Below are 15917 nucleotides of genomic sequence, written 5' to 3' on the forward strand. Positions count from 1 at the left end.
GATCAATCGGACAGACCTAAAACATCCAGCATATCATACTCACCCGCGTCACGCCCCTGCCCCCAAAGAGCAGCCTTGAGAGCGCCCCGCGCAAACAACGAGCGATCCGAAGCGATGTGGCGCAGAACGATACGTTCGCCTGCACCTGCAAACATCACGTCATGCTCTCCGACGATGTCGCCACCGCGAATGGCGGAAAACCCGATATCGCCGCGTTTGCGTGCGCCGGTAATGCCGTCACGACCCGAATCGCTCACCTCGGCCAAGGCAACACCGCGCCCTTCGGCCGCAGCTTCGCCCAGCATCAGGGCGGTGCCTGATGGCGCGTCTACCTTTTGATTGTGATGTGATTCGATAATTTCGATGTCAAAATCCTCGTCCAGCGCAGCCGCCACCTTGCGCGTCAGCAGGGTGAGCAAGTTCACGCCGAGGCTCATGTTGCCCGCCCGCACGATGACAGCACGGGATGCTGGCGCCTTTAGCTGCGCAATCTCATCGGCTGTCATCCCCGTGGTTCCGATCACGTGAACAATCCCTGCTTCCGCCGCCGCAGCGGCAAAGGCGATTGTGGCCACCGGCGCGGTAAAATCGATAACGGCTTTTGCATTGGCAAAGCCCTCGGCCGCGTTATCCGTAACGATAACGCCTGTTGCCGTGCCACCCATTGCCTCGCCCAGATCCTGCCCGATCCAATCATGGCCAGAGCGTTCGATACCACCCGCCAGATGCATTTCAGGGTGCGCAATGACCTCACGCGCCAGCATTTGGCCCATACGCCCCGAAACGCCTGTGATGGCGATACCTATTGATTGTGTCATGTGCTGTGCTCCGCTTGATCTATTAAACTGGGGTTTATCCTGCACGCTCGTCCTTGGCAAAGAAGTTCAGACCCCTTAGATGGAAACTATGGCAAAGAACAAATCTCATGATGGCGCAGGCCCCACCCAACGACAGCTTCGTGTCGGCGAAACCATTCGCCGCGCCCTAAGCGATGTTTTAGCGCGTGGCGATGTGCATGATCCCGACCTCAACCGTATGTCCATCACCGTGGGTGAGGTTCGCACGTCAAATGACCTGAAGGTCGCAACCGCATATGTGCTACCCTTGGGCGGAATTGGTCAGGACGATGTTCTAAAGATCCTTGCGCGCAACAAATACGAGTTGCGCCGTCAGGTCGCCAAAAAGCTCACGTTGAAATTCTCGCCCGAGCTGCGCTTTCAACTTGATCGTACCTTCGACCAGATGGACGAAACGCGCCGGATGCTGGCGCAGGATGTCGTGCGCCGTGATGCGGATGCCCCTGACGAAGAAGCACCTGAAACGTGATGTGGCGCGCTGCCTTGGCAGCGATGACGCTGCTACTGCTTGGACAGACCGCGCAGGCGGCGACCTGTCGCGAAGAGGTTTTCGACGGCGTTGAATACGCGATCTGTGACGTTGACCTCACCCAAGATGTGCTCAGGCTATTCCTGTATGAACCAGTCAGCGGTCGCCCCTATGGGTATTTCGGCACGCTGGATGCCGCGCTTGAGGACAAAGGGTTTTCCCTAGGGTTTGCTGCGAATGCAGGAATGTATCACGATGATCGCTCACCTGTTGGGCTGTATATCGAAGATGGTGAAACTTCCCAGCGGCTGATTACCAACGCAGGTCCGGGTAACTTTGGGCTGCTCCCTAATGGCGTGTTATGTTTGCGCCCGCGCCGGGCTGATGTGATCGAAACTTTGCAGTACGAAGCCGAGCAACCCGATTGCGTCAGCGCGACTCAGTCTGGCCCGATGCTGGTGATCGACGGAGCCTTGCACCCCCGTTTCCTTGAAAACTCGACCTCGCTGTATGTTCGAAATGGCGTTGGCACCAGTGATGACGGAGAGCTGGCAACCTTTGTGATTTCCAACAGCCCTGTGAATTTCCATACCTTCGGCCGTGTTTTTCGGGATCATCTGAAAATCCGCAACGCCTTGTATTTTGACGGAAATGTCTCGCGATTACATGCCCCAGACATCGGGCGAAGCGATATCGGGTTTGGCGCGCTTGGCCCTATCATTGCCGTTGTCGAGGGCGAAACCCCTCCTCCGGCGCCCGAAGAGAACGCCGATCCATCCGAGAAACCTTCAGATATTCCGGTCCAAGATTAGGCCAGCCGTTGCACCCGTGAACGCAATCTGCAAAACGGCCCACCAACACGACATTTTTCCAAGGACAAAACATGGCACGTAAACGCAAAGGGCGCGACATCTCTGGCTGGGTTATTATCGACAAACCCGCAGGCCCTACGTCGACCGCTGTCGTCAACAAGGTGCGTTGGGCATTTGATGCGCGCAAAGCAGGCCATGCTGGCACGTTAGACCCAGATGCGACCGGTGTTTTGGCCGTTGCATTGGGCGAAGCGACAAAAACCGTGCCCTTTATCACCGACGCGTTGAAAGCGTACGAATTCACCGTCCGCCTTGGGGTTTCTACAAACACTGATGATGCCGAAGGCGAAGTATTGGAAACAACCGATATCCGCCCTGATGACGCTGCCATCAAGGAAGCGTTGAACCAGTTTGTAGGTGACATCGAACAAGTTCCCCCGCAGTTTTCTGCCGTCAAAATCGACGGTGAACGTGCCTATAAGCGTGCCCGTGACGGCGAGACGATGGAGATTGCGGCGCGACCGTTGTTCGTCGAAAGCCTGATCTTGATGGACCGTCCTGACGCGGATCACGTCACGCTGGAAATGGTGTGTGGCAAAGGCGGCTATGTTCGTTCGATCGCTCGTGATCTTGGCGAGGTTCTGGGCTGCAAAGGCCACGTACGCGAACTGCGCCGCACATGGTCAGGCCCGTTTGACGTGGCCAATGCCATCACTCTGGATCAGGTCGAGGAATTAGCCACAACGCCCGCCTTGGATGAATTCATCGGGCCTTTGGAATTGGGGCTGCAGGAATTGCCCCAAGTCACCGCCAGCAGCGATGGCGCAATCAAGCTACGCAATGGGAACCCCGGCATGGTTTTCGCAAACGACGTAGAATACGGCGACGAATGCTGGGCCTCTCACGAGGGGACTGCGGTTGCTGTTGGCATTTTCAAATCGGGCGAGCTTCATCCCTCGCGCGTTTTTAACCTGCCCGCGTAAACGGCCCCTTGATTACCCGCAGCCATACCAAAGGTGACGCCCCTTCTACTGCCGTCTATTCGGACTGTGAAACCTATCGCTATAGTCTGACCCGCGTGTGGGATAAGAACGCGCCGCGGGTCGCCTTTGTCATGCTCAACCCCTCAACCGCGACCGAAGTCCAAAACGATCCCACGATCGAGCGCTGTGAACAACGCGCGCGGCGTCTAGGGTTTGGTGGGTTTCGGGCCGTAAACATCTTTGCCATTCGCGCAACTGATCCGCGCGACATGCGCGCGGCCGATGATCCCGAAGGCCCAGATAATGCCGCCGCGCTGGAACAAGCTGCGGTTTGGGCCGATACGCTGATTGCTGCGTGGGGTGTGCATGGTGAACATAGGGGGCATGGGCCTGCGGTTGCCTCCCGTTTACGGGCGGGCGGGCATCGGCTTTTTCATCTTGGCCTGACCAAGGCAGGGCACCCACGGCACCCTTTGTACCTCTCTTATAGCGTTCAACCCGTTCATTGGGTGTGATTGGCCCCAAATTGGGCAACTCTCATCCGTCGTTAACCTTTTTCCCCTTACTGTTTTGACGATTCGGGGTAATTCTGCGTTAATCACCGTGTTCTAGAAACACAAACGATGAAGGTTATGATATGCTTTGGCTAGCTGGATTGATGGGGTTGATGGCAGTAGGGACTGTCACCTTTATTGATCCCCAGTTTCTTAGGGATGAAGACGACGAAAACGTCGATGCGGTCGATGACGCAGCCGAACCCACAGAAGATGCTACTTCCTTTATCTTGCCAGCAGATAACTTTGAGGCGGACTATGATCCGCGTGGCGGTGACGACGCCGCTTTACTTGATCCCCCAGACCCCGAATCGACTGAAGCGGTGATTTTGATTGACGGATCGCAATCCGGTGGCGAAACACGCGGCACTGTCCAAGATGACAACATTCGCGGGTTTGAGGGCGAGGATACGCTCGTCGGCGGCGATGGCGATGACGAATTGCACGGTGACGCTGGCGATGATGTTCTGTCCGGTGACGCAGGGAACGACACGCTGCATGGCGATGGCGGAAATGATGCGATTTTTGGTGGTGACGAGGATGATATCCTGTTTGGTCATAACGCCGAAGACGCATTATACGGCGGTGCCGGTTCTGATGCCCTTCAAGGCTCCGCAGGCAATGATCACTTATCTGGTGAAAATGGAGAAGACACTCTTCAGGGTGGTTTGGACGACGATACCTTAATCGGCGGATTTGGATCCGATGCGCTATTTGGTGGCTGGGGCGACGATGTTTTAAGTGGCTTGATGCGTGATGCGAATGGCAATGATGGCGATGATAGCGATTTCCTGAATGGCGGCGGTGGCGATGACAGCATCCTTGTCGGCGCAGGTGACATTGTGACGGCCGGAGACGGTGCAGACGAAATCGTTCTCGGGGATTGGCTGGCTTCCGGTGAATCCGCCCAAGTGACTGATTTCTCGCCATTGGAAGACAACCTTGTTCTAATTTGGGACGATAGCGTCGGTTCCGAAAACGAACCCCAGATTCAGATCACCTTTGATCCTGAAAATGAAGACCAGAGCCTTGTCATGTTGGATGGCGCCGTTGTTGCGACGGTGAATGGAAACGATCTATTGCCCAGCGATATCGCGTTGATCCCCCTTAGCACAGCAACCCATCTGGGGCTTGCCGCCAGCTAACAAGAACCCGTTGGCAGAGAAATACAGCCCAGCGCGCAGTATTCCTTTGCCAAACAGGGAAATCCCGCCTATACGCCCCCATCGCTAACGCTTGTTTGCGATTCCTCCATGGGCCTGAGCTGGACGACATCCCGGCCTGCGCCATTCCTTTTAACCTTTTTGACAAGGAGACCCCGATGTCGATTACGAAAGAAGAAAAAGCACGTGTAATGAAAGAATTCGGTGCCAAAGATGGCGATACCGGTTCCCCAGAAGTACAGGTTGCTGTTCTTAGCTCGCGCATCGCGACGCTTACCGAGCACTTCAAAACGCACAAAAAAGACAACCACGGCCGCCGTGGTCTTTTGAAAATGGTTGCGACGCGCCGCAAGCTTTTGGACTATGTAAAATCCAAAGACGAAGCACGTTACCAAGACCTGATCAAACGTCTAGGCCTGCGCCGCTAATCATAAGAATTCCTTCGGGAATTTTTTGTTTACGGATCGCCAAGAACGCCTTGGCACACAGACATTTAAAAACTGCGCCTTCTGCTTGGGGCGCAGTTTTTTTCGTTTTGGTAGAAGTCTCACCTTTCCGAAACGCTTTTCAAAATGACAAATCCTAAGGGTTTTTCACCTTTCGAGCTGCGCCTCTTATTCGCAAGGAAATAGGGGACCAACCGGAGGGACCCCATGAGGCCAATTTTAATTGTAGGCGTTGCGATCGCCACGCTGCTCACTTTTTATTCAGCGCTTTGGTTCAAATCAGAGACCATCGAAGCGGATATCACACAACGCGTTACCGACAATCTCGCTCAATCTGACGCCAATGGAATCGAAATCGATGTCAACGGTCGCCATGTCACGCTTAGCGGGATCGTAAACGACGAAACGACCGAAGCTGCGTATTTGAACACCGCTGATCAAACCTACGGTGCTCTTGGCCCCATCGACGGCCTGACCATGCAAAAAAATGCGGGTTACTTGAAGGCTGTAAAATCGGCAACTGGGATCAAGCTGGTCGGGACTGTTCCCTCTGAGGATGCCCGCGTGGCCCTTCTTGGAGCTGCCGCCGAGGGCACGCAGGGCGAAGTCATTGATGGCTTGACCCTAGGTGCAACTGATGGGGAGTGGACTTCCGAAGCTGGTTTTGGCTTGTCGCAGATGGGTCAACTGTCTTCGGGTACTCTTTCTGTGACACCTGATAGCTATACGCTGTCTGGCACAGCAAATGGGGATGCAATGCCCTTGCGCAGCGCTGTGGCGGATCGCGCGGGTTGGCAAACATTCGTGTCAGCGCCAACTGTTGAATCCGACCTTTCTAGCCAGCTGTCGGCACTTCAGGCTGATGTTGCAGATCGCGACAACAGCATTGCTGAGATTAGTACTGAACGCGACACCTTGGCGACCTCTTTGGCCGCAATGACCTTGGCTCGCGACACAGCAGTAGAACAAGGTGAAGCGTCTATCGCCGCATTGACGGACGAGCGGGACACTGCGGTTACTGATCTAGAAGCGTTGCGCGCCAGCTTGAATGATACGCAATCTGACAGCACAACATTGCGTGGCGAATTGTCGGATGCACAAACGGCTCTGGAATCGGCAACCACTGAATTGGCAGATCGTGACGCAACAATTGTAGCGCTGAACACTCAGGTCACAGATTTGAATGCGAACAATGCTGCTCTTGCTGCCGAATTGGAAACGCAAAAAGCTTCCATGAGCAGCGATGCCCAGACGGGTGCCGAGCTACGCGCCCAGATCGCGGATCAGACAGCGAACCTTGCAGCACGTGGCGCCACCATCACCGAGCTTGAAGGCAAACTGGATGAGGCGACAACTGCACAAACGGCTTCCCTCGCACAGATAGAGACCTTGAGCGCGGATAACACAGCAAAAGATGCTGTGATTTCTGAGCTGGATGCCAAAGTGGCAAAAGCGAATGAAATGCAGACCGAAGCTGAAGGGCAAATAGCAACACTGTCCGAAGCGCTGAAAACCCGTGACGGCACCGTGGACGATCTAACCGCTCGCCTAGCAGATCAATCGCAAGACACATCAAAACTGGCGGATCTTTCAGCCCAGATCGAAACCCTTGAGACGAGCAACAAAGGCCTCGCCTCAGAGGTAGCTGCCTTTGGGGCCGTGATCGCAAGCAAAGATGCAACCATCGCTGACCTGCGCAAAAACAAACCCGCAGTTGCGGCGGCCAATGTTCCAGCTGGCTCATCGGAATTTGCAGCACAATGTAGTGCCCGTGCAGGTGAGGTTCTGGAAACAGCCCAAATCAACTTCTCCAGCGGCACCGCCAACATCCGCAATAACTCGGTAGAAGTTTTGGAACGCCTTACAGGGATCGCCTTGGCCTGTGCCGATAGTGGTCTGGGTGTAGAGGTTGGAGGTCATACCGACAGCCAAGGGTCGGATGAAGCCAACCAAGCCCTGAGCGAACAGCGTGCAACAGCCATCGTAAAATTCATGTCTGATCGCGGTGTACCAGCCGATGCTCTCACGGCTGTTGGCTACGGCGAAGCTCAGCCTATTGGCGACAATGAAACACCCGAAGGGCGCGCTCAAAACCGCCGCATCTCTTTTGAATGGCAGGCGCGCTGATCCGCGCCCGCCCCATCAAACACTTATATTCAGGGAAAAAACATGACCTACCTTTTGACACAAATATTCCTCTACATGCTCGTTGCCTTCCTTTTAGGGTTGTTGCTGGGCTGGTTGCTCTGGCGTTACGGTCGCCCCACCAGCGGTGAAATCGAAGCGATGCGCGATGAGAACAAGCGCCTGCGTGCAGACCTTGAAACTTGCACAATCAAAAAAGCAAAGCTTGAAGCGCAAGCTGATGCTCAGCCGGTTGCAGCCCCGATTGCCCCTGTCGCCGCGCCTGTGGTTGCAGAACCTGCCGTTGTCGAAGAAGTCTACACTGGCCCGACCAGCAAACCTCAGGGTCTAGCCGCTCCGCGCAGCGGAACTGCTGATGAGTTGCAGCTGATCAACGGCGTAGGCCCAAAAATGGAAAAACTACTGCATTCTCTTGGTTACTACCACTTTGACCAAATCGCTTCTTGGACCACATCCGAAGTTGCGTGGGTTGATAACAACCTCGAAGGTTTCAAAGGGCGTGTAACACGCGATGAATGGCAAAAGCAGGCAAAGGTTCTTGCTGCAAAATAAGCCAACAAAAATTAGTCAAAAAGAGCGGTCAGCAATGGCCGCTCTTTTTCTTTGCGTAGGTCAAGATTTCTGTCTACCGATTAGGTGAATATCTAATGGAGGCTCCTATGACCAAAACAATCGTAAACAGCTGGAATGAGTGGGATCCCCTCAAACACGTGATCGTTGGCCGCGCAGATGATTGCCACATCCCGCCAGAAGAACCCGCACTGGATGCCAAGGTTCCCGAAGACAGTGATATGCGGGGCCAGTGGGGCCGCCGGCCACAGGAAACCATCGACCGCGCCAACGAACTGTTGGATAACTTTGCTAGCATGCTGGAGAAACGCGGGGTTCGCGTGGACCGCCCGACACCGATTGACCACTCCCTACCCGCAACAACACCGGATTTTCATACCGAAAGCCAGTTTGGTTGTATGCCGCCGCGTGATGTTCTGCTCACGGTTGGGTCCGAAATGTTGGAAGCTACGATGTCCTATCGTTGCCGTTGGTTTGAATACCTGAACTACCGTCCATTGATGCAGCAGTATTTCAACGAAGACCCGAACTTTCGTCATGAAAGCGCACCAAAGCCGCGCCTGACCGATGCGGATTATCATCCCGACTATTTGTCCGAAAAAATCGGCGAAGCAAAACGGCTGGAATGGGCGGCCAAAAAATTCTTTGTGACAACCGAAGAAGAGCCCTTGTTTGACGCCGCTGACGTCTTGCGGTTTGGCCGTGATTTGGTTGTTCAGCATGGGTTCACAACGAACCTCAAAGGGATCGAATGGCTGCGCCGCCACTTCCCCGATCACCGTGTGCATACCGTGAATTTCCCAGGCGACCCCTATCCGATTCACATCGACGCGACCTTTACGCCCCTACGCCCTGGGCTGATCCTTAACAATCCGCATCGCCGACTGCCCGAAGAACAACGCAAGATGTACAATGACAACGGATGGGAAATCGTAGATGCCGCCGGCCCTGCGCATAACTCGCCACCACCGCTGTGCTATTCTTCTACATGGCTGTCGATGAACGTTCTTGTGCTAGATCCGAAAACGGTCTGCGTGGAAAAATCCGAAGTTTATCAGGCCGAACAGATGGATAAGCTGGGCATGGAGGTCGTCGAGGTCGATCTGCGCGACGCTTATGCGTTTGGTGGCGGATTGCATTGCTGCACGGCTGATGTTTACCGCGAAGGCGTCTGCGAGGATTACTTCCCCAACCTCAAGGGTTAATGCCTGCTAATGCACGTAGGCCGCACCGCAAATCGCTTTGGCGTTTTTCAGGTGTCGGGCTACGAGCTGCTTTTGGGCTTTACCTGACGGGATTAGCGCTGCAGGGGCTGCTTGATACTCCAATGCGCATAGTTCGGGGAACAGCGTTTCAACTTCGATCCGTGCTTCTGGTGGAATGGATTTCAACGCCTCTGGCCCTGTAAAAAGGCTTTCGCTTGGCGCGCCTTCTGCCCAGATGATCTCATGATGGTCAAAGAGGATGTGGAAATACTCCACATCCTCGATCTGCTCATCCACGTAAATTCCAGGTAATGCCGTCAGGCGGATCGCCGCCACCAGCGCCTCTGTTGTGCCAAACATGCGTTCGGCGACTTTGGATTGCACCAACATCCTGTGCTGGCGGCTCACCAATAAATCCCGCTCGGGCAGTCCGTTACCCAAAGCACCAGCGCATATGCGAACAGGCCGCAACTTTGGCTGCCGTTCAAGCGTTCTGCCGTTGACTTTGCTAGAGCTAATCCACCGGATTTTTTTGCAACCACCACTGGCGACGCGGATTTTATCACCCACCTTAAGCCGCTCAACCTCGCATTGCCCCTTAACGGTTTCAATCAACGCGCCGCGGGTAAAACAAAGGATCTCTTGAGTGTTCCCAAACAAGGTAAAAATATCTGCTGGTGTAATAGCAGAGTGGTTTGTGCCTGTATAAAAGTCCAACGGCATCGTGGAATAAAATACGTTCCCCGCTCCTACCGGATAGGTGAATGCCACAATGTTATTCGGGTTCGAAGTCGTCAAAAGCGGAACCGCCCCAGGGGGAAGCGACCCTATGGTAACGTATCCATGGTTTGAATAGTTGCCCCCATCAAAAGTACTGTCCGTAATCGTACCGTTCGGACCGTTGATAAAACTAGACGGCGCACCGGCAGCAACGTTAACGTCTGTTCCGCTGGCAAAATTGCGCAGCGAAGATATCCCTGACCCACCTGGTAGGATCGTTTGCGCATTGGTGACATAACGGTCAAAGATGATCAGGTTTAGACCATTGTTCACTGCCGCTGAAATATCGGCGAGGTTTGCAAGGTATTCAGATCCGAAACCACCGTTGCTAGGATTCACAACATATAGGGAGTCAAGCGAAGCCAACTGAGCGGCGTTAGGCACAGTTACATTAACGGCTGTATCGCCGTTGTTTGTAATCTCATCAACCTGGCTCGCCAGACCTTGTCCGTGAGACATTGAATAATAGCCAACCGTGGCCATGTGCGAATTCCTCAACTGTTCTATTGTTAGCAATCACTGAACAATGGGGTTGAATTCGGGCCTTCCTAGGAAACAATTAAGATCAAATTAGAAACAATGTGGTCCTAACCGCCCCATGCATTAACAAAAAGTTAACTCAGCCACTTTCGCCATGGCGCAATCCAAATCATTGAAGTCATTTGATATCCGCTCTATGGCGGTGGAGCTGTCACCAAAGGAAAACACGATGAGCACCCCAGCTGACATTACACAATTGCTTGCCAACGCCGAGGCGGTCGCAAACGACCCCAATGCGGATGCTCAGGAAATCGAAACAATCGCGGTTGAAACAGTTTCCGCCTTTGAGGCCCGCCAACAGCACCAATTCGCCCGCGGCCCGTTCTTTGTAAAATTGCGGAACAAGCTGGCGGCAGAGGGCCACGCCGATCTCGCGCAAACCGTGTTCCACTATTATTTGGCTGCAAACGTTCTGAAACACGGCGACGGCAAAAGCTATCGTGAGCTGGAAAAGCTGTCGGACCAGCCGTTCACCCTGCAAGACGAAGAAGGCAAGGCGTTGATTGATGTGACGACGGAAGGGTTTCTAACATCACTGGTAGAGGCCTTGAGAAAGGCGCATCAGTTTTTAGAAACAACGTGAGCGGATAAAAAACCTATCCGCGAAGGTCTACTTTGAGCCCTAAGCACATAGTGCTGTGCCTGCCTCAAATGTCGGCTTTGTCGCTAAGGTAGGAAGCTCCAAATTAGGGTTAGGCTCGCAGCCATTACCCAATCGCAAATGACACAAAAGCGAATATACCAACGTGGGACGTCCGTCTTAATCAGCTTAAGGTGTAACAAATCCCAAAATCCATGTGCTACAAGCGCACCGATGATCATGAATGGATATCCATTCATGCCAACCCAAGCAGTCGCAGCAAATGCGAGAGCGACAGAAAATTCCAGAAACACCGTATTAGGGCGGCCATCCTTAAAAGCATATCCAATGTAAATGCCTGCAATTAAGACGAGCGTGATCGCAGCAAGCTCATAAGATAACTGGATCGGGATGAATACGTGTATCGGCAACGGCAATACGCCTAGCAGCAACCCAGACGTCAATGGTATTCGCTCAAAGATATGGCTTTGTTTGTTCATAGGTCTTCAATCCAACACTAAGGCTGTGCAGTCAACTGGCGCCTAAATAGCGCTACATGATCCCAGAACAGGTTCACCTCTGGATCAGAAACGACTGCAAAGCAGACCAACACGCCCGACAAAACACCCCTCTCTTCCCATCGCTTCTATTCTGCTGTACACGCGCGACATCGACTTGCCGGCGCTCGGACCCCAGCGCCGACCAAACAAGAATACGGGGTCGGGGGGAATACGCCCTCCATGCAAAGGGCCGCCCGTGATGTTGGGGGCCAACACAGGAAACGATGATGTTTAACGAAGTTAAAAAATCTATGCAGTGGGGCGAAGAGACGCTCACACTGGAAACAGGAAAAGTCGCCCGTCAGGCCGACGGCTCCGTTATCGCCACCTATGGCGAAACCTCCGTAATGGCGAACGTAACGTTTGCACGCGCACAAAAGCCGGGTCAGGATTTTTTCCCGCTGACAGTGCATTACAACGAGAAATATTATGCTGCGGGTAAAATCCCCGGTGGTTTTTTCAAGCGCGAAGCGCGTCCTACCGAAAAAGAGACGCTGACATCCCGTTTGATCGACCGTCCAATCCGCCCATTGTTCGTCCCTGGCTTCAAAAACGAAGTTCTGGTGATGTGTACGGTTCTATCTCACGATCTGGTGAATGACCCTGACATGGTTGCGATGATCGCCGCCTCTGCTGCGCTGACCATTTCTGGTGCGCCGTTCATGGGCCCAATCGCTGCTTGCCGCGTTGGTTATGAGGGTGGCGATTACATCCTGAACCCTGAAATCGACGACATGCAGGACCTGAAAAACAACCCTGATCAGCGCCTTGATCTGGTTGTTGCCGGTACCAAAGACGCCGTGATGATGGTTGAATCCGAAGCTTACGAGCTGACAGAAGAAGAAATGCTGGGTGCCGTTAAATTCGCCCATGATCAAATCCAGCCTGTCATCGACCTGATCATTGATCTGGCCGAAACAGCGGCAAAAGAGCCGTTTGACTTCCAGCCTGTTGATTACTCTGATCTGTCCGCAGCCGTTGCAGCCGCTGGCGAGACAGAAATGCGCGCCGCCTTTGCAATTGGTGACAAGCAAGAGCGTACAGCCGCAGTTGCAGCCGCACGTGACGTGATCAAAGCAGCCCTGACCGAAGAGCAGCTGGAAGACGCGAACCTAAGCTCTGCGATGAAAGGCCTTGAGGCTTCCATCCTGCGCGGTGACGTTGTGAAAACCGGTGTACGTATCGACGGTCGTAAGACTGACGAAATCCGCGACATCGTTTCCCAAACAGGCATCCTGCCACGTACGCACGGTTCTGCCTTGTTTACACGCGGTGAAACGCAGGGTCTGGTTGTGACCACATTGGGCACCGGCGACGACGAACAGTTCATCGACGCGCTGCACGGCAACTTCAAATCCAACTTCTTGCTGCACTATAACTTCCCTCCCTATTCGGTTGGTGAAGTTGGTCGCGTGGGCCCTCCAGGCCGTCGTGAAATCGGCCACGGTAAACTTGCATGGCGCGCCCTTCAGGCCGTTCTGCCAGCTGCCACCGATTTCCCCTACACGATCCGTGTTGTGTCTGAGATCACAGAATCCAACGGCTCGTCCTCTATGGCGTCCGTTTGTGGTGGTTCCTTGTCCATGATGGACGCAGGCGTTCCGCTGAAATCCGCTGTTGCGGGTGTTGCGATGGGTCTGATCCTTGAAGACAACGGCGAATACGCAATCTTGTCCGATATCTTGGGTGACGAAGACCACCTGGGCGACATGGACTTTAAGGTTGCGGGTACCGAAGCGGGCATCACCTCCTTGCAGATGGACATCAAGATCGCAGGCATCACGCCAGAGATCATGGAAAAAGCATTGGCTCAGGCCAAAGCGGGTCGTCTGCACATTCTGGGCGAGATGAACAAAGCCATCACCGGCGCACAGGAATTCTCTGTGCACGCGCCACGCATCGAGACCATGCAGATCCCAACGGATAAAATCCGCGAAGTGATCGGTTCTGGCGGTAAAGTCATCCGCGAGATCGTCGAAGTTTCGGGCGCCAAAGTCGACATCAACGACGAAGGCACCATCAAGATCGCCAGCCCGAACGGCGAAGCGATCAAGAAAGCCTACGACATGATCCACTCCATCGTGGCCGAGCCTGAAGAAGGCATGGTCTACACGGGTACGGTTGTGAAAATCGTAGACTTCGGCGCATTCGTGAACTTCTTTGGCAAGCGCGACGGTCTGGTGCACGTTTCCCAGATCGAAAACCGCCGCCTGAACCACCCTTCAGATGTTCTGAAGGAAGGTCAGGAAGTGAAAGTGAAGCTCTTGGGCTTTGACGATCGCGGCAAGGTTCGCCTGTCCATGAAAGTGGTTGATCAGGAAACTGGTGAAGAAATCAAAGAAGAGAAAGCGAAAGAAGAGTAATCTTTCCTCCCTTCTTTGAGAGAATAAAAAGGGGCCCTGTGGAAACATGGGGCCCTTTTTTCGAATCTTGAGCCGCAGAGCCTTCGGTTAGTTAAACAATATGGCCCAATCCTTTACGTACACGATGCCACTGCGACACATGCAGAAGGAAACAGCACGCCGCGTACGCCAAAAACAGCGGCATTCAAAGCAAAACACATGGCCCAGTCTGCAATTTACACCATGCACAAGCATGGCCGACCCATGGCGAAACCCAAGGTGATTTTGCAGGCTTTCCTACAGTTGTTATCCCCTCTCACGCGTCTATCCGCCCGCAAAAGAGCGAAAAACACTGGCTTTCTAAAGGGCGCTATCCGTTCTGACTTCGGTTCCTGAAACCAGCTTCCCTTGCGAACAATTCAATCAACCCAAGTGCCTAATTTCTGTTCTCTGCAACAATCAGAAGCTTCTTTCGTCTTTGGTATGGGAAACCGGACTCACAATTTTTGCAACTTTGCGGTATGGTTAATTCTGTTTTAAAGAATCATATTTAATTTGGAGGCACTGCCATGTCCTTGTTTGACCGTCGCTCATTGATACTCACAGGCGCTGCAGCACTCGCCGCTGGCCCAACATTTGCAGCTACAAGCAACTACCAAGTTCCCAACCACTTGCGCCCACGTATCGTAGACATCAAAGACCGCTTTCGCCCGAATGAAATCCACGTAGACCCAGGCCAATTTGCCCTTTATTGGACAATGGCAGACGGGAAAGCCATCCGTTATTCCGTGGGGATTGGCAGGGCTGGCCGCTATAAATCCGGCACCTTCCGGATTCGCCGCAAAGCCGAATGGCCACGCTGGACGCCAACGCAGGCGATGATCCGTCGCGAACCACATATCTATGCAAAACATGCCGCTGGTATGAAAGGGGGCGGCCAAAACCCTCTAGGTGCACGTGCTCTTTATTTGTATAGCGGTGACCGCGATACCTATCTGCGTATTCATGGAACACCAAAACCGCAGACCGTGGCAGCACGTGTATCAAACGGCTGTGTTCGCATGATCAATGAACATGTGATCGATCTGTATAACCGTGTGCCAAATGGTACCCGCGTCGTCTTGCACTAGCATTAAGGCACCTCAAAAACATCAAAGGCTCCGCAAATTGCGGAGCCTTTCTTTTTCTACCCTAGCTGAAATCAATCAGGCAGCTGGGTTGTACGCAGGTAAGGCAGCACTGTTTTGAATGCGCCGAATTTCGCCTTGGCGTCTTCGTCAGAAACCGTAGGTGGAATGATTACGTCTTCACCCACTGTCCAGTTCGCAGGTGTTGCAACACCATTGCCAGAAGACGTCTGAAGACCATCCAAAGCACGCAGAACTTCGGCAAAGTTACGGCCAACAGACATCGGGTATGTCATGGACAGCTTTAGCTGCTTATCAGGGCCTACGATGAATACAGAGCGAACTGTCGCGCTATCGGCAGGTGTGCGGCCATCTGGCAGATAGGCTTCGGCTGGCAGCATGTCGAACGCTTTGGACAGGGCCAAATCCGTGTCGGCCACAATCGGGAAACCGGCAGGCGCGCCAGCGACTGATTCAATGTCAGACTTCCATTTCTTGTGATCTTCAACACCATCAACAGAAACACCCAGCACCTTCGTGCCGCGCTTTTCCCATTCATCAGCCAATTGCGCTACCGCACCGAATTCGGTTGTGCAAACGGGTGTGAAATCTTTCGGGTGCGAAAACAGGATCGCCCAGCTATCGCCAACAAATTCATGCAGGCTGAACGAGCCTTTGTCGGTTTCTACTGTAAGGTCGGGGATTGTGTCGTTTATGCGCAAGCTCATCTGGCCATTCTCCACTAGGTCAACGTCATAGACTTTTTTAGCCATTCCCGAGAGGA

The 15917-nt window shown here is 53.6% G+C and carries 16 protein-coding genes; 12 read left to right on the forward strand and 4 right to left on the reverse strand.

Annotated features, from left to right (window positions below):
- Positions 1-2 precede the first annotated feature (2 nt).
- Positions 3-818, reverse strand: coding sequence for a 4-hydroxy-tetrahydrodipicolinate reductase (dapB, locus tag Z948_RS0106470; protein ID WP_025058749.1), 816 nt, complete (start codon positions 816-818; stop codon positions 3-5).
- A gap of 88 nt (positions 819-906) precedes the next feature.
- On the opposite strand from dapB, the gene rbfA reads away from it, so the two are divergent.
- The 9 genes from rbfA (at position 907) to Z948_RS0106515 (ending at position 9204) form a co-directional block, all read left to right on the forward strand.
- The gene (rbfA, locus tag Z948_RS0106475) at positions 907-1326 is read left to right on the forward strand and encodes a 30S ribosome-binding factor RbfA (RefSeq protein ID WP_025058750.1); all 420 of its coding nucleotides are present in this window, start codon (positions 907-909) and stop codon (positions 1324-1326) included.
- 23 nt (positions 1327-1349) lie between these two features.
- Positions 1350-2138: a phosphodiester glycosidase family protein gene (locus tag Z948_RS0106480; RefSeq protein ID WP_052033050.1), complete on the forward strand. Its 789-nt coding sequence runs from the start codon at positions 1350-1352 to the stop codon at positions 2136-2138.
- 71 nt (positions 2139-2209) lie between these two features.
- Entirely contained in the window at positions 2210-3121 is a 912-nt protein-coding gene (gene truB / locus Z948_RS0106485) for a tRNA pseudouridine(55) synthase TruB (protein WP_025058752.1), read from the forward strand.
- Positions 3122-3129: 8 nt separating this feature from the next.
- The gene (locus tag Z948_RS0106490) at positions 3130-3636 is read left to right on the forward strand and encodes a DUF1643 domain-containing protein (RefSeq protein WP_025058753.1); all 507 of its coding nucleotides are present in this window, start codon (positions 3130-3132) and stop codon (positions 3634-3636) included.
- Between the two features lie 122 nt (positions 3637-3758).
- A complete protein-coding gene (locus Z948_RS0106495; protein WP_025058754.1) occupies positions 3759-4820 on the forward strand; it encodes a calcium-binding protein in 1062 nt (353 codons plus the stop codon).
- Between the two features lie 176 nt (positions 4821-4996).
- Positions 4997-5266 carry a 30S ribosomal protein S15 gene (gene rpsO, locus Z948_RS0106500; protein WP_025058755.1) on the forward strand — a complete coding sequence of 90 codons (270 nt, stop codon included), beginning with the start codon at positions 4997-4999 and terminating at the stop codon, positions 5264-5266.
- 225 nt (positions 5267-5491) lie between these two features.
- A complete protein-coding gene (locus Z948_RS0106505) occupies positions 5492-7411 on the forward strand; it encodes an OmpA family protein (protein ID WP_025058756.1) in 1920 nt (639 codons plus the stop codon).
- Between the two features lie 42 nt (positions 7412-7453).
- Positions 7454-7981 (forward strand): hypothetical protein, encoded by a 528-nt coding sequence (locus Z948_RS0106510; protein WP_025058757.1) that lies wholly within the window; start codon positions 7454-7456, stop codon positions 7979-7981.
- Between the two features lie 107 nt (positions 7982-8088).
- Positions 8089-9204 carry a serine/threonine protein kinase gene (locus Z948_RS0106515; protein ID WP_156023455.1) on the forward strand — a complete coding sequence of 372 codons (1116 nt, stop codon included), beginning with the start codon at positions 8089-8091 and terminating at the stop codon, positions 9202-9204.
- Positions 9205-9210: 6 nt separating this feature from the next.
- Here the strand turns inward: Z948_RS0106515 and Z948_RS19195 are convergent, their stop codons facing one another.
- A complete protein-coding gene (locus Z948_RS19195) occupies positions 9211-10467 on the reverse strand; it encodes a Hint domain-containing protein (protein WP_025058759.1) in 1257 nt (418 codons plus the stop codon).
- A gap of 226 nt (positions 10468-10693) precedes the next feature.
- Here Z948_RS19195 and Z948_RS0106525 point away from each other — a divergent pair, with 226 nt between their 5' ends.
- Positions 10694-11107, forward strand: coding sequence for a hypothetical protein (locus Z948_RS0106525; RefSeq protein WP_025058760.1), 414 nt, complete (start codon positions 10694-10696; stop codon positions 11105-11107).
- Between the two features lie 83 nt (positions 11108-11190).
- Here the strand turns inward: Z948_RS0106525 and Z948_RS0106530 are convergent, their stop codons facing one another.
- Complete coding sequence (locus Z948_RS0106530) at positions 11191-11604, reverse strand: DUF6010 family protein (protein ID WP_025058761.1); 414 nt, start codon at positions 11602-11604, stop codon at positions 11191-11193.
- A gap of 287 nt (positions 11605-11891) precedes the next feature.
- Here Z948_RS0106530 and pnp point away from each other — a divergent pair, with 287 nt between their 5' ends.
- Both pnp and Z948_RS0106545 read left to right on the forward strand, forming a co-directional pair.
- Complete coding sequence (pnp, locus tag Z948_RS0106535) at positions 11892-14027, forward strand: polyribonucleotide nucleotidyltransferase (protein ID WP_025058762.1); 2136 nt, start codon at positions 11892-11894, stop codon at positions 14025-14027.
- A gap of 548 nt (positions 14028-14575) precedes the next feature.
- On the forward strand, positions 14576-15136 hold the full coding sequence (locus Z948_RS0106545) for a L,D-transpeptidase (protein ID WP_037951348.1): 561 nt from the start codon (positions 14576-14578) through the stop codon (positions 15134-15136).
- Between the two features lie 71 nt (positions 15137-15207).
- Here the strand turns inward: Z948_RS0106545 and Z948_RS0106550 are convergent, their stop codons facing one another.
- Positions 15208-15861, reverse strand: a complete 654-nt coding sequence (locus Z948_RS0106550) for a peroxiredoxin (protein ID WP_025058764.1) — start codon at positions 15859-15861, stop codon at positions 15208-15210.
- Positions 15862-15917 lie beyond the last annotated feature (56 nt).

Origin of the sequence: Sulfitobacter donghicola DSW-25 = KCTC 12864 = JCM 14565 (assembly GCF_000622405.1) — a bacterium.
GTDB lineage: Bacteria > Pseudomonadota > Alphaproteobacteria > Rhodobacterales > Rhodobacteraceae > Sulfitobacter > Sulfitobacter donghicola.

Excerpts from the sequence above, each read along its gene's own strand:
- Z948_RS0106510 (WP_025058757.1), top strand. The coding sequence starts at position 7,454 with ATGACCTACCTTTTGACACAAATATTCCTCTACATGCTCGTTGCCTTC.
- Z948_RS0106495 (WP_025058754.1), top strand. The coding sequence starts at position 3,759 with ATGCTTTGGCTAGCTGGATTGATGGGGTTGATGGCAGTAGGGACTGTC.
- dapB (WP_025058749.1), bottom strand. The coding sequence starts at position 818 with ATGACACAATCAATAGGTATCGCCATCACAGGCGTTTCGGGGCGTATG.
- Z948_RS0106480 (WP_052033050.1), top strand. The coding sequence starts at position 1,350 with ATGACGCTGCTACTGCTTGGACAGACCGCGCAGGCGGCGACCTGTCGC.
- Z948_RS19195 (WP_025058759.1), bottom strand. The coding sequence starts at position 10,467 with ATGGCCACGGTTGGCTATTATTCAATGTCTCACGGACAAGGTCTGGCG.
- pnp (WP_025058762.1), top strand. The coding sequence starts at position 11,892 with ATGTTTAACGAAGTTAAAAAATCTATGCAGTGGGGCGAAGAGACGCTC.
- Z948_RS0106525 (WP_025058760.1), top strand. The coding sequence starts at position 10,694 with ATGAGCACCCCAGCTGACATTACACAATTGCTTGCCAACGCCGAGGCG.
- rpsO (WP_025058755.1), top strand. The coding sequence starts at position 4,997 with ATGTCGATTACGAAAGAAGAAAAAGCACGTGTAATGAAAGAATTCGGT.
- rbfA (WP_025058750.1), top strand. The coding sequence starts at position 907 with ATGGCAAAGAACAAATCTCATGATGGCGCAGGCCCCACCCAACGACAG.
- Z948_RS0106545 (WP_037951348.1), top strand. The coding sequence starts at position 14,576 with ATGTCCTTGTTTGACCGTCGCTCATTGATACTCACAGGCGCTGCAGCA.
- Z948_RS0106505 (WP_025058756.1), top strand. The coding sequence starts at position 5,492 with ATGAGGCCAATTTTAATTGTAGGCGTTGCGATCGCCACGCTGCTCACT.
- Z948_RS0106550 (WP_025058764.1), bottom strand. The coding sequence starts at position 15,861 with ATGAGCTTGCGCATAAACGACACAATCCCCGACCTTACAGTAGAAACC.
- truB (WP_025058752.1), top strand. The coding sequence starts at position 2,210 with ATGGCACGTAAACGCAAAGGGCGCGACATCTCTGGCTGGGTTATTATC.
- Z948_RS0106515 (WP_156023455.1), top strand. The coding sequence starts at position 8,089 with ATGACCAAAACAATCGTAAACAGCTGGAATGAGTGGGATCCCCTCAAA.
- Z948_RS0106530 (WP_025058761.1), bottom strand. The coding sequence starts at position 11,604 with ATGAACAAACAAAGCCATATCTTTGAGCGAATACCATTGACGTCTGGG.